Raw genomic sequence first — 21,208 nt, forward strand, 5'->3', positions numbered from 1 at the left:
GTAAGCGCTCCATAAACCCCACCTGCCCATAGGCCGCAGATCATTGGATGCTGAGCTCCCGTTTTCACTGGAGTTCATCCCATGATGCGTCCCGATGCCAAGGTGCAGAAGGTCTACCTCTACCCAAAGCCCGTCGACTTCCGCAAATCCATCAACGGCCTGGCCGCCTTGGTCGAGCTGGACATCAAGGTGGAAGTGTTCAACCCGGTGCTGTTCGTGTTCCTCAATCGCACGCGCAGCCAGGTCAAGATTCTCTACTGGGAGCGCAACGGTTTCTGCCTGTGGCTCAAGCGACTGGAAGCCGAGCGCTTCAAGACCAAGCCCGATGCAGGCGACGAGGCCATCGAGCTGACGGTTGACGAACTGAACTGGCTGCTCGACGGAATTGACCTGTGGCGCAATCGTCCGCACCAGGTACTGACGCCGCGGTTCGTGGCCTGAGCCGGTATAATCCAGCGCCATGAAATTTGGCGCCGACAACCTTCCTAACGATCCCGTCCTGCTCAAGGCCTTGGTGCTGCAATTGCAGGAGCAGGTCGCCCTGCTGCGGCACAAGCTGTTCTCACCCAAGTCCGAGCGCAGCCCTGAAGATGCCGACTCACCGCAGCTGGCCATGTTCAACGAGGCCGAAGAGCTGGTCGAAGAGCCGACTGCCGAGCCAGCCGAAGCTGAAGCCGAAGAAGTCGTTGCGCCGATCAAGCGTCGTGGCAAGCGCAAGCCGCTGCCGGCCAATCTGCCGCGCGTCGAAGTCGTCCATGAACTGCCCGAGCACGAACTGACCTGCGCCTGCGGCGCCTGCAAGCAGGTGATTGGAGAAGAGACCAGCGAGCAACTGGAGATCATCCCGATGCAGGTGCGGGTTATCCGTCATATCCGCAAGACTTACGCCTGCAAGGCCTGCGAAACCGCACCGGTCACCGCCGACAAACCGGCCCAACTGATCGAGAAGAGCCTGGCTAGTCCCAGCGTGTTGGCGATGCTGCTGACCACCAAGTACGCCGACGGCATCCCGCTGTACCGTTTCGAGAAAATGCTCGGTCGCCACGGCATCGACATTCCCCGCCAGACCCTGGCGCGCTGGGTGATCCAAAGTGGCGAGCAGCTGCAGCCGCTGCTCAACCTGATGCGCGACAAACTGCTGGACTACCCGGTGCTGCACTGTGACGAAACCCGCCTGCAGGTGCTGCACGAACCCGGACGCGATCCCACCGCGCAGTCCTGGATGTGGGTGCAAAGCGGCGGGCCGCCAGATAAGCCGGTGATCCTCTTCGACTACACCACCAGCCGCGCGCAGGAGGTACCGCTGCGCCTGCTCGATGGTTATCACGGCTACCTGATGACTGACGACTACGCTGGCTACAACGCCGTGGCCGTGCAAGAGGGCATCGAGCGGTTGGCCTGCTGGGCGCATGCGCGGCGCAAGTTCGTCGAGGCGCAGAAAGTGCAGCCCAAGGGCAAGACCGGCCGTGCCGACATGGCGCTGAACCTGATCAATAAGCTCTACAGCATCGAACGTGAACTGAAGGACGCCAGCGATGCCGAGCGGCAGGCCACCCGAGTGCAACGCAGCCAACCGCTGCTCGATCAACTCAAGGCCTGGCTGGACAAGACCCAGCCGCAGGTTGCTGGGCAGACGGCTCTGGGTAAGGCCGTAAACTACCTGGCCAGCAACTGGGGCCGGCTGGTGCGTTACGTCGAAGGTGGAAACCTGCCCATCGATAACAACCGCGCCGAAAACGCCATCCGCCCGTTCGTCATCGGTCGCAAGAACTGGTTGTTCAGCGACACGCCCAAGGGCGCCACGGCCAGCGCACAGATCTACAGCCTGATCGAAACCGCCAAGGCCAACGGCCAAGAGCCTTACGCCTGGCTGCGCCACATCCTCGAACACCTGCCAACGGCACAGAGCGTCGAGGACTACGAAGCGCTGCTGCCGTGGAACTGCTCGCCGGCTTCTGCCTTTGCTTCCTGAAAACAAACCCCGTCCACTAGGACGGGGTTTATGGAGCGCTTACGAAATGAAAGGCTTGTTCATCTTCACCACAGGTTTCTGTAAAGGATGAAAGCCCTTCATGGCGATGGCCATGACGGTTCTTTCGGCAACCGGCTATGTTAAGCCATTCGGTGAGTAATGCCGAATGGTTGGGGGCGTTCGAGGAAAACGGCGTTGGCCAACCTCGGGCTTGGCAAGCGCTCAAGCTGAAGGCGCTGTGCTGAATGGGCCAGCAGGCAGCGCCGTGGCCGGGGCATTGCGCGGCGCAAGACAGGCAGCTAACTGCCTGTCTTCGCTGGCCTGTCAGAGGCTTTCCAGTTGCGGGTTGAGGCGGTCGAGCAGGCGATTGATGCGTGCCGGGCTGTCCAGCCGCTCCAGGTCGCTCAGGCGCACCCGTTCTTCAGGCTCCAGGCTCAGGCTGAGCCCGCGTATTTCTCCCAGGGCCAGTTGGCCGAGCAGCTCGCAGGTGTCTTCCAGGCCGCGTGGCAAACGGCCAAGCTCCTCGCTGCACTCGCGCTGCTGCTCTGCCACCTGTTGGCGCAGGTGCTTTTCACGTTGCTTGTCGGCACTGCCGGCAGTCGGGTCGAGGGGCGTGTTGTAGCGCTGGTAGAGCGCCGCGGAACGCTTGAGCATACCCAGGTCACGCAGGCTGACCTGCAGGCTACCCAGTTCGGCTCGTTGCATGGCCAGGGCCAGGTCCTCGGTTTCCTGGACCAGCAGCAGCGGGTTCTCCTGCAGGTCGGCGAGGTTGTCGGTAAAGCGTTGCAACTCGCGGTTGAGGTTGCGCAGGCCGTTCAACTGGTAGTGCAGGCGGGTGCTGAACAGCTCGGGCAGCTCCAGTTCCAGCTCGCTGACCAGGCTGCTGTCGTCGTCATCAATGTCGACGAACAGCGCCAGGTTGAACGCCGGCATTTCCCGTAGCCCGGTGTTGACCGCCGGGGCAAAGCGCGTGGCCTGGTTGAGTTGGCGGTTGAAGCCACCCATCTGGCCGAGTTGGCGCAAGCCGCCCATGGCTTGCTGGTCGGCTTCGATGCCTTGCAGGCGCAAGCGCATGCGGCTGCGCTGCTCGTCGCTGATCACTTCACTGATGTGCAGCTCGGCAGCGCGCAGCAGCGGCTCTTTGCCACCCACATCGAAGGTGATGTCGTGAATGCTGAGGCTGCCACCAAACGGCGATGCAGATACTTTGCTCCAGCTGAGTTTGTCGTCCAGTTGGTGTTCGTACACCCAGTCTTCGAGTCTTTTTTCCGCTTGGGCACTGCTGTAGCTGCTCAGACCGAAGTAGCCGGCCAGGCAGGCGGCCAGCGCGCCACCGGCAATCAGGGGAAGTTTGTTCATTCGTCGTCTCCGGCATCCTGTGCGCGGTCAGGCCAGGCTTGCTTGATCAGTTCCTTGGCGCGTTCGGGCGTCCATTGCGCATCGCCGACTTCCAGGCGTACCAGGCTGAGTGGGTCGCGCAGGTCGCTACAGCCTTTTTCCTCGCAGGGCAGCAGGCTGTTGGCATTGACCAGGGTCAGCGGCAACTGCTGCTCATCCAGGCGCTCGGGGTCGAGGCTGACCTGGCCTTGCACCAGGTACCAGCCTTTACCAGCCTGCTGCTCGCTGTCACGGCTATCGAGCAGGGCCGGGTAGGGGTACTCGACCTGCCACAGCCCGTCCTGTTCCCCGGTGATCTCGACAATCTGCCGGTAGGCGCGCGATTCGCCACGCATCAACGCGGCGTAGTCACCACCGCCCATCGGGTTGTAGCTGATATCGCTGAGGATGCGCTGGTAAAGCGCTTCGGGCTTGCGGGCATCGCGGCGCAGTTGCCGATACAGGGCCAGTTGCTGTTCAGCCTGACGGGCCTGCAGTTCGCGCTGCAGTTGTTCTTCGCGCTGGCGTTGCAGTTCGGCCTGGCGCTGTTGCTCGGCTTCCTTTTTCTCCAGGTTGAACAAGTGGTTCTGCGCGTATTGCGGGTTGAATTGCCATTGCTTGCTGCGGTAATGGCGGCTGACCTGTACCTGATACAGCCAATAGTCGCGGTTACCTTTCAGCAGACCTTGCTCGAGGTCGCGCATCGCGTAGTAGTCAAGGTTGCTCAGGCGCGGCAGCAGGCTGTCGAGACGGGTGGTGGCCAGCTCGATATTGCGGTTGATGGCCTCCAGCGTGCGGTATTGCTCGCGGTCTTCGGTGAGGGCGATCACGTCGGCGTTACCGGCGCTCCAGTAGCCATTCCAGTTGCGCGCCAGGCGCAGCAGGTAGTGGGTCTGGTTGGCTGGCTCGCTGTGCAGCAGGAGCAGCAGGTTCTTGTTGCCATCGAAGCCAACCACCGGCAGCGCCGGGGCGTTGCCTTCGACGGTAAGACCGCTGATGAAGCTGCCTTCGAACTGGTAGAGGCGCTTGCCGTCGCTACGGGTCAGCAGCAGGCTGCCCGGGCCGCTGGCGTAGCCATCGCTGCCACAGCTGACCTGTTGCGATTGCACGCTGATGTTGTACAGCGCTTCGTCAGGCTGGAAGCCCAGGCGGAAGCGGCAGCCTTGGCTGTCCTGTACTTCGACGAGGAATTCGGCCTTGGCCAGGGCCTGGCTGCTGCTCGGTGGTTGCCATCCCGCTACGGCAAAGTCGCGCTTGACCGGCGCCACTGCCGGGGCGGCTTCACGCGTGGTATCCGGTGTGTTGTCGGCCTCAGCCAACGGGCTGCTGCTCGGCGTGGCCGGCGCGGCGGCTGCTGGGGCTGGCTCGGCCGGGGTGCTCTCGTCAACCGGGGCGCTGGCCGGCGCAGCGGGGGCGTCGCTGACCGTCGCGGCGGGTGTTGTTGCCTGGACAGTGGCGCTGTTCTCAGTGGCGACGCTGTCCGGGGTGCTGGCTGCTGCTTGTGCCGGGCTGGCGTCTACCTGTACCGCCCAGCCGCTGGCCAGGCTGGCCTTGCCGCTGGCATGGGCCTGGCCATTGGCGTGCTGGCTGGTCCAGCTGAGTTGTTGCGCGCTGGGGCACTGGCTGCTGAACAGGCTGCCCAGCTTGGGCAGCAGACGTTCCACGGCGGCAACATCCGGCGTGTTGGCAAAGGCGAAGCGCAGGGTCAGGTTGTCGCTGCACCAGGCCTGGCCGTCGGCGTGTTCGACAAACACTTCGACGTTTTCGGCCTTGGAGTAGGCCAGCCGATGGCTGGCCGCCTCAGCCGATACCGCCAGGGCGAGCAGGCTGAGGGTGGCAAGGGTTTTCATGGGCGCGCTCCGTCAGATCAGTTCCCAGGCGCCATCGGCGGCCTGGCAGGCTTTGACGGTCTGCTGCTGGTTGCTGCCCTTGGCATTGACGTCATAGTTGAGCGTGCGACAGGTGGTTTGTGCGGTGACGGGTTGCTCTACCGGGGCGGCGGCAAGATCCACGGCATCCAGGTCGAAGCCCTGGCTCTTGGCGCTGGCCAGTTCGATGCTGTCCAGGTCGGTGGCGCTGTCGGCAACTGCGCGGGGGGCGCTGCTCGGGGTGGCGGGTTTCACGGCTTCCACCAGGGGGGCATAGACATAGCCGATGGTCACGCCACGGCGGCCGACCATGATCCAGTTGTTATCGGTGCGACCTACCGCGGTGAAGGTGCTGTCGGCCGGCAAGCCGCCGACTTTGGCGGCATTCAGATCAGGGGCATTGCGCACGTTGGCCGACTTGATGGCGCGATAAGGCTTGTTGAGCAGGGTCATGTTGGCCACTGGCTGCACCTTGGGGGTGCGCTTGACGGCTACCGGGCGAGCTTCGCTTTCGGTCTTGACCGGGGTGATGGTGGCGCTGGCGCCACTGTGTTCGGAGGTCCACTGGCTGCTCTGGCCGTCCTGGCTGTACTGCAGGGTCTGTTGGGTTTGCAGGGCCAGCGCCTGGCGATCACGCTGATCGAGGTTGGCGCCGATGGTCTTGCCCAGGTAGCCGCCGGCCAGGGCACCGGCAATCATTGCGGCAGTACGACCACGGCCATCGCCAATCTGGCTGCCTACCAAAACGCCTGCGGCTACGCCTACCAGGGTGCCGATGTTTTCCTTGTTCATCCACTGGTTGTCGGACATGTTGGCGCAACCGGAGGAGAAGGCAATGGCGCTGGCCAGCAGCAGGCTGGAGGATTTTTTCTTGAAGTTCATGCGAAGGATCCCTGTAGACGTGGTCTGTGTGCGGCAGGTCAGGGACGGCAGGCGCGCTGCAGGCGTGCCACCGATGCGCGAGGCAGGCGGGTTCATCCCTGAATCTGTGGCCGATTACACACAATAACCGCTGGCAAAACAATGGCTCGCCCGCTCGCCCGCTCGCCCGCTCGCCCGCTCGCGCAAAGCGCTTGTGCGAGGCTGGCAAAGCTCGGCAGCGACAGGTACTGGTAGAGTAGCGCCTGCATTGTTGACCGTTGTCTCAGGAGTTGCGTGTCATGTCCTCCGATCCCGCCAGCCATTGGCAGCGCGGCAGTGCCGGCTACCGGCGAGCCAGCCTGGCACTGTTCTGTGCCGGCTTTGCCACCTTTGCCTTGTTGTATTGCGTACAGCCGTTGTTGCCTTTGCTGGCGGCACATTTTGCGGTGTCGGCGGCGAGTAGCAGCCTGGCCCTGTCGCTGACGACCCTGAGCCTGGCATTGACCTTGTTGCTGGCAGGTGCGCTGGCGGAAAGCTGGGGACGCAAGGGCGTGATGGCCATGGCGCTGGCGCTGGCTTGTGTGTTGGGGCTGGCCTGTAGCCTGGCGCGCCAGTGGGAGCTGTTGCTGTGGCTGCGTGCCTTGCTGGGCCTGGCCCTGAGCGGGGTGCCGGCACTGGCCATGGCGTATGTCAGTGAAGAGTTCGAGCCGGCGGCGCTGCCGTCGGCCATGGGCCTGTACATCGCGGGTACGGCGCTGGGTGGTTTGCTGGGGCGGTTGCTGGCCGGTGTGCTGAGTGACCTGGGCGGTTGGCCGCTGGCCCTGGCAGGCATTGCCGGCCTGGCCGCGTTGGCCTTGCTGTTGTTTTGCTGGCTATTGCCGGCTTCGCGGCATTTCCTCGCCCAGCCGCTGTCCCTGCGTGGGCTGTTGGGTAACTTTGCCATGCATCTGCGTCAGGCCTCCCTGCGCCGCCTGTTCCTGCTGGCCTTCCTGCTAATGGGCTGTTTCGTAGCGTTGTTCAATTACGTGGGGTTTCGCCTGGCGATGCCGCCCTTTGCGCTGTCCAACAGCTGGATCGGCCTGCTGTTCAGCGTCTACCTGCTGGGCATGCTCAGTGCCGGTTGGAGCGGCCGCCTGGTGCTGCGCTGGGGGGCCAAGCCGCTGGTGCAGGCGGCGATCGGCCTGATGCTGCTGGGCGTGGCCCTGTGTGCTTTGCCCTGGTTGGTGGCGGTGGTGCCTGGCCTGGCACTGTTCACCCTGGGTTTTTTCGCTGCCCATGCGGTGGCCAGCGGGTTGCTGGGGCAGCGTGCGCAACAGGCCAAGGCCCAGGCGTCGGCGCTGTATCTGTTCGCTTATTACCTGGGCTCCAGCGTGCTGGGTTATGCCGCCGGGCATATTTGGCAGCAGGCCGGCTGGCTGGTATTGCTGGCCAGCCTGGCTCTGCTGCTGAGCCTGGCCCTGGGCTTGCTGCGACGTGCCTAGGCCGGTGTGGGAAAGTGCAGGCTAAAGCAGGTGCCCTGGGCATCGCTGTGTACGCTGACCTGGCCACCATGCAGGTGCATGATCGAGCGCACGATGGCCAGGCCGAGGCCCCCGCTGTCGCCGCTTTGCTGGCGTGACGGGTCGCAGCGGTAAAAGCGTTCGAACAGGTAGGGCAGGTGCTCGGCGGCAATCGCCTGGCCCTGGTTGTGGACGCTAATCGTGCAGTGCTGGCTATCTTGCAGGCTGCTGATCTGGATGCAGCTACCCGGCGTGGCATGGCGCAGCGCATTGGCCAACAGGTTGGCCAGGGCCCGGCGCAGTAACTGGGGATCAGCCTGCAGGGTGCCACTGCCTTGCTGGCTGAGGCGTAGCTGGCGTTCTTCCGCCACGTCTTCGAAGTAGTCGAACAACTGCGCCAGCAGTGCGGCCAGGTCTACCGTCTGGCGGGCGATCGAGGCCTGTGGTTGCTCGCAGCGGGCGAGGAACAGCATGCTGTCGATCATCCGCGACAGGCGCTCGTATTCTTCCTGGTTGGAGACCAGCACATCCTGGTAATCGCTCACCGAGCGGCTGTGCCGCAGTGCCTGCTGGGTCTGGCCCATGAGATTGCTGAGCGGGGTGCGCATTTCATGGGCGAGGTCTTCAGAAAAGCGCGATAGCTGGGCAAAGCCCTGTTCCAGGCGGGCGAGCATCTGGTTGAGCGCCTGGCTGAGCTGCGCCAGTTCCTGCACGGGCTGCTGTTCGTCGAGACGTGCATCCAGCGTGCGTACGCCGATCGAGGCCGCCTGTTGCGCCAGCTGGCGAACCGGCCGCAGACCGCGTGCACTGACCCAGCCGCCCAGGGCGAAAGCCAGCAGGCCGCAGGCTGCCAGGGCCAGCCACAGGCGCAGGCGATAGCTGGCGAGCATCTGCTGGCGTTCAGCCAGGCTGCGTCCGGCGATCAGGGTGAGTGGGCCTTGCGGGCTGTCCAGGGTTTGCCAGGCCAGGCGCAGGCCTGCGCGGTCGGTGGCATTTGTCAGGCGCGGCTGGGGACTGGCTGGCAGCGTGGGTAGCTGTGCGTTGCTCGGGTTGATGCTGATCAGTGCCTGGCCCTGCGCGTCCAGCAGCCACAGCAGGCTGTCGCGGTTGCCCAGCATGTTTTCATAGAGTGCCGGACGCTGCTGCAAGGCTTGGATACCCGCACTGTCGGCCAGCAGGGCCTGCATGCGTTGCAAGCGGCCGAGCAGCGCCTGGTCGTCGCGCCAGGCCAGCTCGCGGGCCAGCGAGTGATAGAGGTAGGTGCCGAGCAGCCCCAGTACCAGCATGCTGACCAGGGCAAACATCAGCGCCAGGCGCAGACTCAGGCGCCGTGGCCAGTGACTCATGCGGGGGCCTCCAGCAGGTAGCCGATGCCGCGCACGGTATGGATCAGCTTGACGGGGTAGGGGTCGTCGACCTTGGCGCGCAGGCGGCGGATCGCCACATCCACCACGTTGGTGTCGCTGTCGAAGTTCATCTGCCAGACGTGCGAGGCAATCAGTGCGCGAGACAGCACTTCGCCCTCGCGGCTGATCAGCAGGTGCAGCAGGGCAAACTCCTTGTTGGTCAGGGTGAGTCGTTCGCCGTTACGCGTCACCCGGCGACGCAGCAGGTCCAGTTGCAGGTCGGCCACCTGGTAGTGCTCCACCTCACGGACGGGGCCGCGGCGCAACAGGCTGCGTACCCGAGCCAGCAGTTCGGCGTAGGAGAAGGGCTTGATCAGGTAGTCGTCGGCGCCCAGTTCCAGCCCCTTGACGCGATCCTCCACGGCATCGCGGGCAGTGAGGAACAGCACCGGCACCTGGCTGCTACGGCGGATGCGTTGCAGCAGTTGCCAGCCGTCCAGGCCCGGCAGCATGACATCCAGGATGATCAGCGCGAACTCGAACTCTGCCGCCAGGTGCAGGCCGTCCAGCCCGTTGTGAGCGGTCTCCACGGCATAACCGGCCTCGCTCAGCGCCTTGCGCAGGTAATCGGCTGTCTTGGCTTCGTCTTCCACTACCAGGATACGCATCGTCTTCCTCTCCCAGACTGGCGCATAGCCTAGGCGCAATGCGCCGCGCCGCCCATTACAAATTGGTAATCCTCCGGCAATCGGTCTGTGCGGCGGGCTGCGCCAGTATGGCGGCGTGGCAACCAACAACCCCTTTGGAGGAGCGTGTGATGCACATTCGTCAAGCAAGCCTGTCGCTGGTCATTCTGGCCCTTGGACTGAATTCGGCCTGGGCCGCCGACAGCGGCATCGTCAATCGTCCCGAGGTGTCTTTGCAGTTGGCCAACCAGCTGCTTGCAGCCACCCTGGCCAGCTGCCATGCCGCTGAACGCAGCGCGGTTGCCGTGGTGGTCGATCGTGGCGGTAACCCGGTGGCTCTGCAGCGTGATGACAACGTCGGTCCGCACAACACCCTGGCGGCGCAGCGCAAGGCCTATACCGCGCTGTCGACCAAGACGCCCACCGGCCTACTGGCCGAGCGGGCGCGTAGCAACCCGCAGGCGGCCAACCTCAATACCCTCGATGAACTGTTACTGCTGGGCGGCGGTTTGCCGCTGCAGGCCCAGGGCCAGGTCATCGGTGCCATCGGCGTGGCCGGCGCCGGTGGTGCGGAGATGGACGAACGCTGCGCGCAGCAGGCCATCGATCAAGTACTCGGCAAAACCCACTGAAGGAGCGCTTCACCATGCATACCTTGCACAAACTGCTTGCTGCCGCCGCACTGTGCGGTCTGTCTTCGCTGGCCATGGCCAGTGGTAATCCGCTGAGCGTACATGTGCTCAACCTGCAGGATGGCCTGCCATCGCCCGGGGTTAGCGTGACGCTGGAAAAACACGCCGAGAACGGTTGGCAGGCGCTCAACCAGGCGGTGACCAACGAACAGGGGCGGATTACCGCGCTCTATCCGCAAGGGCAGGAGTTGCAGTCGGGCACCTATCGGGTGACGTTCAAAACCGGCGACTGGTTCAAGAAGCAGCAGACCGCCAGTTTCTTCCCGGAAGTCCCGGTGATTTTCGCGGTGGATGGCAGCGTGGCGCACTATCACATTCCGCTGCTGCTCAGCCCCTACGGTTTCTCTACCTATCGCGGCAACTAAGCCGCCACCTGCGGTCAGCCAGGGGCCTGTGTGGCGCCTGGCTGATGGCGTGTGTTCAGCCTTCCTGGGCGCGGTAGGCGCCGGGGGTCAGGCCGGTCCATTTCTTGAAGGCGCGGTGGAACGCCGACGGCTCGGAAAAGCCCAGCTGTTCGGCAATCGCCTGGATATCCAGGTCGTTGCGTCCCAGGTGATAGATCGCCAGATCGCGGCGCAGATGATCCTTGAGTTCCTGAAAACTCGAGCCTTCATCGCGCAGGCGCCGGCGCAGGGTTTGCGGGCTGCTGTGCAGTTGCCGGGCGACGCTTTCCAGGTCAGGCCATTGCTGGCAGTCGCGGCCAAGCAAACGACGTATCTGGCTGGTCAGGCTGTCGCCCGCGTCGGGGCGGGCCAGCAGGTCGGCCGGCGAATGTTGCAGGAACTGTTTGAGGGTGCGCTCGTCCTGCAGCAGCGGCATGTCCAGATAGCGGGCATGGAACAGCAGGCTGGTATGCCCGGCGCTGAAACGCCGCGTACCGGGAAACAGCAGTTCGTACTCGCTGGCATGCGCCGGTTGCGCATAGGTAAAGGTGGCTTCTTCCAGGCGGATACGCTGGCCGATCAGCCAGCTGCCCAGGCGATGCCAGATCACCAGCAGGCTTTCCACGAGAAAATGGTCGGGGTCCCAGAGGTTCTGGTCATCGACGCTCAGGCGCGCCCAGTCGCCTTCACGCTGCAGGGTGATGCAGGGTGCGTCGGGAAACAGCCCGTAGAACAGGCTGCCACGGCGCAGCGCCTTGTCCAGGCTGCGGCAATGGATCAGCGTGTGGCCCATCATGGCAAAGGTGCCGCGTTTGCTGGGCTGACGGCCAAACCCCAGGTATTCGTCGTCGAGCGTTTCCCACAGGCATTGAATGAGCCGGGCGAACTGTGCCGGGTCGACACGCGCACGGGGCTCGCGCAGCACCGCTTCCTGGATGCCGGCCTGGCGCAGTAGCGGCTGGCAGTCCAGGCCGCGGCGCTGGGCGCCGCGCAACGCGGCACGGACGAAGTGGCTGGCAATGGTACGTTCGCGCATGCACAAGCTTCCTGAGTGGGCGGGGCGATGGTAGAGGGCAGGATTGCCCCGGGACAAGCGCCGATCCTGCCAGGCAGGGGCGCTTATTCGGTCGCGCCGTCTTGCGCCCAGTGTGCCGCCGGCCAGTCCTGCAGGAGTGTTTGCAGTTCGTCAGCCGGGAGGGGCCGGGCATACAGGTAGCCCTGTGCCTGCTGGCAGCCCAGGCGATGCAGGGCGGCGGCGATGTCCTGGCTTTCCACCCCTTCGGCGATACAGGCCAGGCCGAGGGTATGTGCCATTTGCACAATGGCACTGACAATGGCCCGGTTGTCCTGGTTGAGGGTGAGGTCCCGGACGAACGACTGGTCGATCTTCAGCTTGTCCACGGCAAGCGTCTGCAGGTAGGCCAGGCTGGAGTAACCGGTACCGAAGTCGTCGATGGACAGGTTGACGCCCATGGCCTTCAGGCGCTTGAGGCTGTCGATGACCTGCTCGGTCTTGTCCACCAGGCTTGATTCGGTGATCTCCAGCTCCAGCAGGCTGGCTGGTAAATGGCTGTCGGCCAGCGCCTGCAGCACGCTTTCTTCGAGATGGCCGTGCTGCAACTGGATAGCCGAGATGTTCACCGCCACTTGCGGCAACGCCAGGCCCTGGCGCTGCCAGCTGGCCGCCTGTGCGCAGGCCTGGCGCAGCACCCACTCGCCCAGCGGAATGATCAGCCGGCTTTCTTCGGCGGCGGGAATGAACTCGGCGGGTGAAATCATGCCGCGTACGGGGTGCTGCCAGCGCACTAGGGCTTCCACGCCGCTCAGTCGGCCACTGGCCAGGTCGATCTGCGGCTGGTAGTAGAGCTGCAGCTGGTGCTGGGCGATTGCCTGGCGCAAATCATTGAGCAGTTGCAGGCGCGCCAGGGCCTGCTGGTTCATCGTGCTGTCGAAGAATCGCCAGGTTTGCCGGCCGTCCTGCTTGGCCTGGTACATGGCGGTTTCCGCGTTGCGCAGCAGGGTTTCGCAGTCCTGGCCGTCATGCGGGGCGACGGCGGCGCCGAGCGACAGGCTGATGGTCTGCAGATGACCATGCAGCAGGAAGGGGCGTTGCAGGCCGTTGAGGATGCGTTCGGCCAGCAAGCCCACGCTTTCGGCATTCTCGACGTCGGGCATGAGGATGACAAATTCGTCGCCGGTGGCTCGACACAGGGTGTCGGAGCTGCGCAGCAGGCCTTGCAGGCGGCTGCCCAGTTCACGGATCAGCGTGTCGCCGCAGGCATGCCCCAGCGAGTCGTTGACGTCCTTGAAGCCGTCGATATCCATGTACAGCAGGGCGACCTGCTGGGCATCTCGGGACAGCGTGCTGAGTGCCTTGCTGGTGCGGTCGCGGAGCAACTCAAGGTTGGGCAGGCCGGTCAGGTTGTCGTAGAACGACAGGGTTTCCACCTGCTGTTCGGCACGTCGTCGCTCGCTGATTTCACTGGTCAGCTGGATATACGGCTGCTGGATACTGGAGACGAATACCACTCGATAGACCACCAGGCAGGCCAGCACCTTATAGGCATGGCCGAGCAACTGGTAGATATCATGCGGGTTGCGGTAGGCGGTGAAGCACAACTCCGAAAGGATCGAAATGCCTACCGCCAGCAGCAGGCCTTGGCGGTCGAAGGGTTGCTCACGGCGTCGCAACAGACCCACGGCCGCACAGGCCAGCAGGCCGATGACCAGCCACTCCATGACAATCTTCAGCGGGGTAAGACCCTGGCCCTCGATGAACATGCGTGGAAACAGTTGTGGCTGGTAGAGGCGCAGGTAAACCATCAGGGCCACTCCGCCCAGGGTGGCCGCCAGCCACTGGTAGCGCTGCTGTGGATTAGAGAGCGGCCGCCAGGCACGAAGTGCCACACCGAGTAATACCAGTGCTTCGCTAAGACGGGCGGCCAACCAGAAGTCGATGGCTTTCTCCACGCTGGACGGGGTGATGAAGTCGGGCATGCCGCGATAGGACAGCAGATGGGCGCTGTCCAGCAGTGCCACCGCCAGGTAGCCACAGGCCAGCAGGCTGAGGTTGCCGGCCTGCTCGCTGCGGTAGCTGTGCCAGCTGATGCTGAACACCAGCGCAGCGACCACGATGGCCAGCAGCTCCATGCAGCTGTGTAGCCAGGTGGGGAACCAGTTGCCCGCGGTCTTCAGCAGGCTGTTAGCCGGCAGCAGCCAGACGATCAGGAGCACGGCGGCCAGCCAGCCGAGAATGACCAGGGTGCTGCGGCTGAACAGAGGGCTATTGTCGTGGCTCTGGTACATGCGTAACTCGTCGAAGCGGTTTGTTCTTGTGGTGGCGGCAGCCTAGCAAGACTCGTGACGCTTTGCCTCTGGACGAATGGGTCAATTGAGGCTGAGCACCTGCGTCATTGAGAGCGCTTGCCCGGCCAGCCTACCCTGCGTGGCAGATCAACCCGGCGGAGACCCGAACGATGCAGCGCACCCATTTCGAAACCGAACACAACATGTTCCGCGAGTCCTTCCGCGCCTTCCTGCTCAAGGAAGTGGTGCCGCACCAGGAAGCCTGGGAAGAGGCCGGCATGGTCAGCCGCGAGGTCTGGCTCAAAGCTGGCGAGCAGGGCTTCCTGCTGCCCTGGGCCGAGGAGGAATACGGCGGCCTGGGCCTGAAGGATTTCCGCTACGAGCAGATCATGTGCGAGGAACTGGCGCGCATCAACGAAGCCGGTTTCATGATTCCGCTGCACTCGGCCCTGTGCGGCCCCTATATCGCCGAGTACGGCAATGCCGAGCAGAAGGCCCGCCTGATGCCGGGCATCATCCGGGGCGAAACCATCCTCGCCGTGGCCATGACCGAACCGGGTGCCGGTTCCGATCTGGCCGGTATGCGCACCACGGCGGTGGACAAGGGCGACCACTGGGAGCTGAACGGCTCCAAGGTATTTATCTCCAACGGCTACCTGGCCGATGTGGTGATCGTCGCGGCGAAGACCGATCCGTCCAACAAGCACGCCATGGGCCTGTTCCTGGTCGAGCGCGGCATGCCGGGCTTCGAGCGCGGCAAGAAGCTGAAGAAGCTGGGCATGCATAGCCAGGATACCGCTGAGCTGTTCTTCAACAACGTCAAGGTGCCCAAGGCCAACCTGCTCGGCGACGCCAAGGGCGGCTTCTTCTACCTGATGAATATGCTCGCCCAGGAACGCCTGACCAACGCCTGCGGCGCGGTCGCCGGCGCCGAGGCGGCCCTGCAGACCACCATCGACTACGTGAAGGAGCGCCAGGCCTTCGGTCGTCCGGTGTCGCACTTCCAGAACACCCGCTTCAAGCTGGCCGAAATGCGCACCCAGGTGGACGTGGCCCAGGTGTTCACCGACCGCTGCGTGATGGACCACAACCAGAAGAAGCTCAGCCCCGAGGTGGCCGCCGAGGCCAAGCTGTTCACCACCGAGCTGCTCTGCAAGGTGGTCGACGAAGGCGTGCAGCTGCACGGCGGCTGGGGCTACATGTGGGAATACCCGATCTGCAAGATGTACGCGAACGCGCGCATCCAGCGCATCTTCGCCGGCACCTCGGAGATCATGAAGGAGATCATCAGTCGCGGGATGAAGCTGTAGCATCGGCTGCAAGCACAAGCAGCAAGCGAATAATGAATAGCACGCAGCCGTAACGTGATTCGAGCCATAACAACAAGAAGGATCTGGCGATGAGTGAGCCTCTGCAACTGCCGCTACAGCGCTTCAACCACTGGTTGCAGCAGCAGCCCGATGCCGTCTGGCTGCGCCAGCCGGTGGCCGGTGTGTGGCACGATTTCACCTGGCGGCAGGTCGACGAGCAGGCCCGCCGCCTGGCCAGTGCTTTGCTGGCGCTGGGCTGCGCGCCCGGCGAGCGGGTGGCACTGCTGGCGAAGAACTGCGCGGAGTGGTTCATCAGCGATCTGGCCATCCAGCTCGCCGGTCTGATCAGCGTGCCGCTCTACCCGCTGCAGGCGCCGGAGCAGATCGCCTACGTGCTGGAGCATGCCGACTGCAAGGTGATCCTGGTCGGCAAGCTGGATGAGTCGGACAAGCTCGCCACGGGGATCGCACCGCACATCAGGCGCATCGCCATGCCCTATCCGAGCATGCCCACGGCGCATGACTGGCACAGCCTGTTGGCCCGCCACGCGCCGCTGACCGGCACCCGTGAGCAGCAGGCCGATGAGCTGCTGTCGATTCTCTATACCTCCGGCACCACAGGCGCGCCCAAGGGCGTGATGCTCTCGGCCGGGGCCATGGCCCGTTCGGCGGCCTGGGCCACCAGCGAGCTGGGGGTCGGAGCGGGCGACCAGTTCTTTTCCTACCTGCCGCTGTCGCATGCCGCCGAGCGCTTTCTGGTGCAGTTCAACAGCTTGTACAGCGGCGCACCGGTGGCCTTTGTCGAGTCGCTGGAGACCTTCGCCAGCGACCTGCGGCATGTCCGGCCGACCGTGTTCTTCTCGGTGCCGCGCTTGTGGACGCGTTTCCAGCAGGGCGTGCTGGAGAAGCTGCCGCAGAGCAGACTGGATCGCCTGCTGGGCATCCCGCTGCTGGGCTGGCTGGTGGCGCGCAAGATTCGCGCGGGGCTCGGCCTGGACCGGGCGCGGGTGTTGATATCCGGCGCGGCCGCCATCTCCACCGGGCTGCTGGCCTGGTACCAGCGCATCGGCCTGACGATCTGCGAGGGCTATGGCATGACCGAGCATTTCGCCTATGGCTGCTTCAACCGGCCGGGGCAGGTGCGTCTGGACAGCGTGGGGCGGCCGATGCCCAACCTTGAGGTACGTATTGCCGAGGACGGCGAGATTCTGCTGCGCAGCCAGACGCTGATGCAGGGCTATTACCGCGACCCGGAGAAGACCGCCGAGACGCTGCGTGACGGCTGGCTGCACACCGGCGACAAGGGCACGCTGGATGACGACGGCTATTTGCGCATCACCGGGCGGGTCAAGGACATCTTCAAGACCAGCAAGGGCAAGTACGTGGCGCCGGCGCCCATCGAGGGTGAGATCGCCAAGTGCCCGTGGGTCGAGCAGGTCTGCCTGATGGGCAGCAACCTCGACCAGCCGCTGGCACTGATCGAGTTGTCCCCGGCAGCCCGCCAGCAGGCGCAGGCGCTTGTGTCAGCAGAACTGCTGGCACACCTGGCTGCACTCAATAGCCATCTGGAGCCGCACCAGCGGATCAGCCATTTCGTGCTGGTGCGCGAGCCCTGGACGGTGGACAACGGTTGCATGACGCCAACCATGAAGATTCGCCGCAATGTGCTGGAGGCGCGCTACGCCGGGCTGGTCGAACAGCTGCCGGCAGATCAGCCGCTGCTCTGGGAATGAACCTGATGACGGCGCGGGCCTGCTCCGCGCCGCACGTTGAACTGTATTGAGGAGTCGCTATGTCCGGTCCGTTGTCTTCGCTGAAAGTGCTGGATTTCTCCACCCTGCTGCCGGGGCCGTTCGCCTCGCTGCTGCTGGCCGACATGGGCGCCGAGGTGCTGCGCGTCGAGTCGCCGTCGCGCATGGACCTGGTGCGCGTGCTGCCGCCCCACGACCAGGGCGTGTCGGCCAGCCATGCCTATCTCAACCGCAACAAGCGCGGTATGGCCCTGGACCTGAAAAAGCCCGAGGCGGTGGCGCTGGTCAAGCAGCTGGTGCAGGAGTACGACATCGTCCTGGAGCAGTTTCGCCCCGGCGTGATGGACAAGCTCGGCGTGGGTTACCAGGCGCTGCGGGCGGTCAACCCGAAGCTGATCTATGTGTCGATCACCGGCTACGGCCAGACCGGCCCCTACAAGGATCGCGCCGGGCACGACATCAACTACCTGGCCCTGGCGGGGCTGGCCAGCTATACCGGCCGACGCGACACGGGGCCGCTACCATTGGGCATTCAGGCCGCGGATATCGCCGGTGGTTCGCTGCACGGGGTGATCGGCCTGCTGGCCGCCGTGGTACAGCGCCAGGTGACAGGGCAGGGGCAGCACGTCGATATCAGCATGACTGACTGTGCGTTCAGTTTGCATGCGCTGTCCGGCGCGGGCTACCTGGCCTGTGGCGTGGAGCCGCAGATGGAGAACCAGGCGCTGAATGGCGGCAGCTTCTATGACTACTACCGCACCCGCGACGGTCGCTGGTTCGCGGTGGGCAGCCTGGAGCCGCAGTTCATGCAGCAGTTCTGCGCCGCCATTGGCCGTCCCGAGCTGGCTGCCCGTGGCCTGTCGATGCAGCCCGCGGACCAGCAGGCGCTCAAGCGGGAAATCCAGATGGAATTCGAGAAGCGCGACTTCGCCGACTGGCGCGAGCGGTTCGCCGCGCTGGACGCCTGTGTCGAGCCGATGCTGGAACTGGCCGAGGCGGTTGAGCACCCGCAGCTCAAGGCCCGCGGGTTGGTTACCGAGGTGCCGCGCGAAGGTGCCGCGCCGCAGCGGCAAATTGCCTGCCCGATCAAGTTCTCCAGCGGGATCGATGCGCCGCGGCATATCGGCGTGCCGGTCGGCGCGCATACCGATCAGGTGCTGACCGAGCTGGGCTTTTCGGCTGAGCGTATTGCCGAACTGCGCGCCGGCAAGGTGGTGGCCTGAGAGCCTGTTTATGATCTCCTGGCTGTCGGCCATACAGCGTTAAAAACGATCTCGGATGCTCATTTACCACTCGTAAACTGCGCTTCCTCGACCGTTTTTGCCTTGTCTGGCTCTAATCCAGAAGATCGTAAATTGGCTCTGGCTTCGGGTTATTCGCGGCGCTGCTCGCCAGTAAAGCTCAGGGTGACCTTGCAGCGCCGGCAGAAATAGCGCCGGCCTTGCCCCACCAGGCGATGACGCTGGCTGGAGAAGGGAAACTCGCCGCCCTCGGTGCAGGCACAGCGATAGATGTAGCGGGTTTGTACGCGGCGCTGCACTTGGTAGCTGTGGCAGCGCTCCGGTACCAGGCCATAGACGCCGCGCATGATCAGTTGCCATTCCTCGCCATGCGGGGCGATGCGTGGGCCGAACATCTGGTGCGCGACCAGGTGGGCCACCTCGTGGGCCACGGTCTGGCGCAGGAAGTGCTCCTGGTTTTCGCGGTACAACTGGGCGTTGAAGCGCAGCTTGTTTTCCGTGAGGTGCGCAACGCCCGCTTTCAGACCGCGCAGGCGCAGGCTGACCGCAGGACGCAGGAAAGGACGCTGGAAGAAGGCCTCGGCCAGCTGGTAGCAGGCTTCGACACGCTGCAGAAGGGCTTCGCTCATGGCGCGATTATGCCAGAGCCAGCTCACTGGTAATGTCGGCGCAGCACTTCCATGGCCAGGTTGATGGTTTGCAGGCGCTCGTGGCTGCCGCCGCGGTCCGGGTGATGTTGGCTGACCAGTTGCCGGTAGCGCCGGGTGATCGCGCCCAGCGACAGGTCCTCTGCCGTGTGCAGCTCGAACAGCTCCAGCGCGGCCTGACGGTCTTCGTTGCCGTGCAGGCGTGTCCAGAAACTGGCCAGCAGGCGCTCCACGTCGTCACTACCGGTGTCCTCCAGGTGTTGCAGGTCAAGGTAGTAGCTGCGCAGCGGATCATGGCTGGCCAGCGCCTGGCTGCCCGGCGTCCAGGGCGCCAGCTGGACGCACAACGGGCTGATCAGCAGCTGCGCCTGGCCGCGCTCCAACAACAGGTCACGCAGCTGGTACAGACCGTTGAACAGCAGGAAATGGCAGCGAAACAGGCACAACGGGTCACTCAGTTCTCCGCTCGGCAACGGGTTGTCGGCCTGGCTGCGCAGCTGTTGCAGCAACTGGTATTCGCTAAGCCCGGCCGGTTGCTGTTGCAGCAGCAGGAGCAGTTGCTGGCAGAAGGTCGGTAGCGGGGCAGCGGCAGGGCACATGGTCGACTCATTGCAAGGGGGGGCTGGGGAGGCGCCGGCTTTGCGGGTAAAATGCCGGCCTTTTACGCATCCGGACCGACACCCAGCATGGCAACCCTTTCGGTGAACCAGAACAAACTGCAAAAACGCCTGCGCCGCCTGGCTGGCGAGGCGATTGCCGATTACAACATGATCGAGGACGGCGACAAGGTGATGGTCTGCCTGTCCGGCGGCAAGGATAGCTATACCTTGCTGGATATTCTGCTGTACCTGCAGAAGGTCGCGCCGATCCGCTTCGACATCGTAGCGGTCAACCTCGACCAGAAACAGCCCGGCTTTCCCGAGCATGTGCTGCCGCAATACCTGTCGTCGATTGGTGTGGATTACCACATCCTCGAGAAGGACACCTATTCGGTGGTCAAGGAGAAGATCCCCGAGGGCAAGACCACCTGTTCGCTGTGCTCGCGCCTGCGCCGTGGCACCCTGTACACCTTCGCCGACGAGATCGGCGCGACCAAGATGGCCCTCGGTCACCATCGCGACGACATCGTCGAAACCTTCTTCCTCAACCTGTTCTACGGCGGCACGCTGAAGGCCATGCCGCCCAAGCTGCTCTCCGACGACGGGCGCAATGTGGTGATCCGCCCGCTGGCCTACTGCAGCGAGAAGGACATCGAAGCCTATTCGGCGCTCAAGGAGTTCCCGATCATCCCCTGTAACCTGTGTGGTTCGCAGGAGAACCTGCAGCGCCAGGTGGTCAAGGAAATGCTCCTGGAATGGGAGCGCAAGTCACCGGGGCGTACCGAGATCATGTTCCGCGCCCTGCAGAACGTGGTGCCTTCGCAACTGGCCGATGGCCAGTTGTTCGACTTCAAGAGCCTGCGCATCGACGATAACGCCACACCGCGTTTTGTTGACGTGATGAATCTCTAGCCGGTTGCCAGAAGGAGCACGCACATGGCGGATTTCCAGCGGCTTTATGAATACGCGGTCAACCGGTTTGGCTCGCCGCAAGCCCTTGAAGCACGCCTGCCGCAACCGCTGAGCAACGCCGCGCTACGCGCGGTCAGTGATGATCGTTATTTGTCGCTGCTGACCCAGCGGATCTTTCGCGCCGGCCTCAAGCACAGCCTGGTGGATGCCAAGTGGCCGGCGTTCGAGGAGGCGTTTTTTCGCTTCGTGCCGGAAAAGGTCGTGCTGATGGGCGCCGAGCACCTGGAGCGGCTGATGGCGGATCGCCGGCTGATCCGTCACCTCGGCAAGCTGGCCAGCGTGCCGCGCAATGCGCAGATGCTGCTGGACATCGCGGCGACGCACGGCAGCTTTGCCGCCTGGCTGGCCGACTGGCCGGGCACTGACATCGTTGGCCTGTGGCGTTATCTGGCGCGGCATGGCCAGCAGCTGGGCGGCCTGTCGGCACCGCGTTTTCTGCGCATGGCCGGCAAGGACACCTTTATTCTCAGCCCGGATGTGCTGGCCGCACTCAAGGGGTTGGGCGTGATCGAGCGGCCGCCGACCAGCCAGGCCGCGCTGGCCACGGTGCAGGCGCAGTTCAACCAGTGGCAGGCAGAAACGGGCCGTCCCTTGGCGCAGTTGTCGATGCTTCTGGCGCTGAGCGCCGACCACTGAGCAAACGGCGCGGTTAGATGGCCCAGCTGCGGCACTGAGTCACAGCTGGGGCGATTGAATTT

At 64.2% G+C, this 21,208-nt stretch carries 19 protein-coding genes; 10 read left to right on the forward strand and 9 right to left on the reverse strand.

The features are described from left to right. Positions 1 to 81 precede the first annotated feature (81 nt). Positions 82 to 441 (forward strand): IS66 family insertion sequence element accessory protein TnpB, encoded by a 360-nt coding sequence (gene tnpB / locus CW360_RS01785; protein ID WP_058151328.1) that lies wholly within the window; start codon positions 82 to 84, stop codon positions 439 to 441. A 19-nt stretch (positions 442 to 460) separates the two neighbouring features. Further along, on the forward strand, positions 461 to 1,972 hold the full coding sequence (tnpC, locus tag CW360_RS01790) for an IS66 family transposase (RefSeq protein WP_101192531.1): 1,512 nt from the start codon (positions 461 to 463) through the stop codon (positions 1,970 to 1,972). 324 nt (positions 1,973 to 2,296) lie between these two features. Here the strand turns inward: tnpC and CW360_RS01795 are convergent, their stop codons facing one another. The 3 genes from CW360_RS01795 to CW360_RS01805 are packed head-to-tail and all read right to left on the reverse strand — an operon-like array spanning position 2,297 to position 6,099. Continuing rightward, complete coding sequence (locus CW360_RS01795) at positions 2,297 to 3,331, reverse strand: hypothetical protein (protein ID WP_101192532.1); 1,035 nt, start codon at positions 3,329 to 3,331, stop codon at positions 2,297 to 2,299. Then, positions 3,328 to 5,199 carry a cell envelope integrity TolA family protein gene (locus tag CW360_RS01800; protein ID WP_101192533.1) on the reverse strand — a complete coding sequence of 624 codons (1,872 nt, stop codon included), beginning with the start codon at positions 5,197 to 5,199 and terminating at the stop codon, positions 3,328 to 3,330. Before CW360_RS01800 ends, CW360_RS01795 begins: the two co-directional genes overlap by 4 nt. Positions 5,200 to 5,211: 12 nt before the next feature. Further along, positions 5,212 to 6,099, reverse strand: coding sequence for an SH3 domain-containing protein (locus tag CW360_RS01805; protein ID WP_101192534.1), 888 nt, complete (start codon positions 6,097 to 6,099; stop codon positions 5,212 to 5,214). A 278-nt stretch (positions 6,100 to 6,377) separates the two neighbouring features. On the opposite strand from CW360_RS01805, the gene CW360_RS01810 reads away from it, so the two are divergent. After that, positions 6,378 to 7,559, forward strand: a complete 1,182-nt coding sequence (locus CW360_RS01810) for an MFS transporter (RefSeq protein ID WP_101192535.1) — start codon at positions 6,378 to 6,380, stop codon at positions 7,557 to 7,559. Here the strand turns inward: CW360_RS01810 and CW360_RS01815 are convergent. Together CW360_RS01815 and CW360_RS01820 are read right to left on the reverse strand one after the other, a co-directional pair. Continuing rightward, positions 7,556 to 8,923 carry a heavy metal sensor histidine kinase gene (locus CW360_RS01815; RefSeq protein ID WP_101192536.1) on the reverse strand — a complete coding sequence of 456 codons (1,368 nt, stop codon included), beginning with the start codon at positions 8,921 to 8,923 and terminating at the stop codon, positions 7,556 to 7,558. The genes CW360_RS01810 and CW360_RS01815 overlap by 4 nt on opposite strands. Next, positions 8,920 to 9,591: a heavy metal response regulator transcription factor gene (locus tag CW360_RS01820; RefSeq protein WP_101192537.1), complete on the reverse strand. Its 672-nt coding sequence runs from the start codon at positions 9,589 to 9,591 to the stop codon at positions 8,920 to 8,922. The genes CW360_RS01815 and CW360_RS01820 overlap by 4 nt, the downstream gene beginning before the upstream one ends. Before the next feature lie 149 nt (positions 9,592 to 9,740). On the opposite strand from CW360_RS01820, the gene CW360_RS01825 reads away from it, so the two are divergent. Together CW360_RS01825 and uraH are read left to right on the forward strand one after the other, a co-directional pair. Then, positions 9,741 to 10,241 carry a GlcG/HbpS family heme-binding protein gene (locus tag CW360_RS01825; RefSeq protein ID WP_101192538.1) on the forward strand — a complete coding sequence of 167 codons (501 nt, stop codon included), beginning with the start codon at positions 9,741 to 9,743 and terminating at the stop codon, positions 10,239 to 10,241. A gap of 14 nt (positions 10,242 to 10,255) precedes the next feature. Next, positions 10,256 to 10,666 carry a hydroxyisourate hydrolase gene (uraH, locus tag CW360_RS01830; RefSeq protein ID WP_101192539.1) on the forward strand — a complete coding sequence of 137 codons (411 nt, stop codon included), beginning with the start codon at positions 10,256 to 10,258 and terminating at the stop codon, positions 10,664 to 10,666. 55 nt (positions 10,667 to 10,721) lie between these two features. Here the strand turns inward: uraH and CW360_RS01835 are convergent, their stop codons facing one another. After that, the gene (locus CW360_RS01835; protein ID WP_101192540.1) at positions 10,722 to 11,720 is read right to left on the reverse strand and encodes an AraC family transcriptional regulator; all 999 of its coding nucleotides are present in this window, start codon (positions 11,718 to 11,720) and stop codon (positions 10,722 to 10,724) included. Between the two features lie 83 nt (positions 11,721 to 11,803). Then, positions 11,804 to 13,990, reverse strand: a complete 2,187-nt coding sequence (locus tag CW360_RS01840; protein ID WP_101192541.1) for a putative bifunctional diguanylate cyclase/phosphodiesterase — start codon at positions 13,988 to 13,990, stop codon at positions 11,804 to 11,806. A 170-nt stretch (positions 13,991 to 14,160) separates the two neighbouring features. Between CW360_RS01840 and CW360_RS01845 the strand changes: the two genes are divergently transcribed. The 3 genes from CW360_RS01845 (at position 14,161) to CW360_RS01855 (ending at position 18,274) form a co-directional block, all read left to right on the forward strand. Further along, positions 14,161 to 15,300, forward strand: coding sequence for an acyl-CoA dehydrogenase family protein (locus CW360_RS01845; protein ID WP_101192542.1), 1,140 nt, complete (start codon positions 14,161 to 14,163; stop codon positions 15,298 to 15,300). An 89-nt stretch (positions 15,301 to 15,389) separates the two neighbouring features. After that, complete coding sequence (locus CW360_RS01850) at positions 15,390 to 17,033, forward strand: AMP-binding protein (RefSeq protein ID WP_101192543.1); 1,644 nt, start codon at positions 15,390 to 15,392, stop codon at positions 17,031 to 17,033. A 59-nt stretch (positions 17,034 to 17,092) separates the two neighbouring features. Then, positions 17,093 to 18,274 carry a CaiB/BaiF CoA transferase family protein gene (locus CW360_RS01855; protein ID WP_101192544.1) on the forward strand — a complete coding sequence of 394 codons (1,182 nt, stop codon included), beginning with the start codon at positions 17,093 to 17,095 and terminating at the stop codon, positions 18,272 to 18,274. A 149-nt stretch (positions 18,275 to 18,423) separates the two neighbouring features. Here the strand turns inward: CW360_RS01855 and CW360_RS01860 are convergent, their stop codons facing one another. Both CW360_RS01860 and CW360_RS01865 read right to left on the reverse strand, forming a co-directional pair. After that, on the reverse strand, positions 18,424 to 18,921 hold the full coding sequence (locus CW360_RS01860; protein ID WP_101192545.1) for a SprT family zinc-dependent metalloprotease: 498 nt from the start codon (positions 18,919 to 18,921) through the stop codon (positions 18,424 to 18,426). Positions 18,922 to 18,944: 23 nt separating this feature from the next. Further along, positions 18,945 to 19,538 carry a DNA-J related domain-containing protein gene (locus CW360_RS01865; RefSeq protein ID WP_093986913.1) on the reverse strand — a complete coding sequence of 198 codons (594 nt, stop codon included), beginning with the start codon at positions 19,536 to 19,538 and terminating at the stop codon, positions 18,945 to 18,947. A gap of 87 nt (positions 19,539 to 19,625) precedes the next feature. Here CW360_RS01865 and ttcA point away from each other — a divergent pair, with 87 nt between their 5' ends. Both ttcA and CW360_RS01875 read left to right on the forward strand, forming a co-directional pair. Further along, positions 19,626 to 20,450 carry a tRNA 2-thiocytidine(32) synthetase TtcA gene (gene ttcA / locus CW360_RS01870; protein WP_093986912.1) on the forward strand — a complete coding sequence of 275 codons (825 nt, stop codon included), beginning with the start codon at positions 19,626 to 19,628 and terminating at the stop codon, positions 20,448 to 20,450. 24 nt (positions 20,451 to 20,474) lie between these two features. Further along, positions 20,475 to 21,146, forward strand: coding sequence for a DNA-3-methyladenine glycosylase I (locus tag CW360_RS01875; RefSeq protein WP_101192546.1), 672 nt, complete (start codon positions 20,475 to 20,477; stop codon positions 21,144 to 21,146). Positions 21,147 to 21,208: the final 62 nt, after the last annotated feature.

The sequence above is a fragment of the Pseudomonas fluvialis genome, from assembly GCF_002835605.1.
GTDB lineage: Bacteria > Pseudomonadota > Gammaproteobacteria > Pseudomonadales > Pseudomonadaceae > Aquipseudomonas > Aquipseudomonas fluvialis.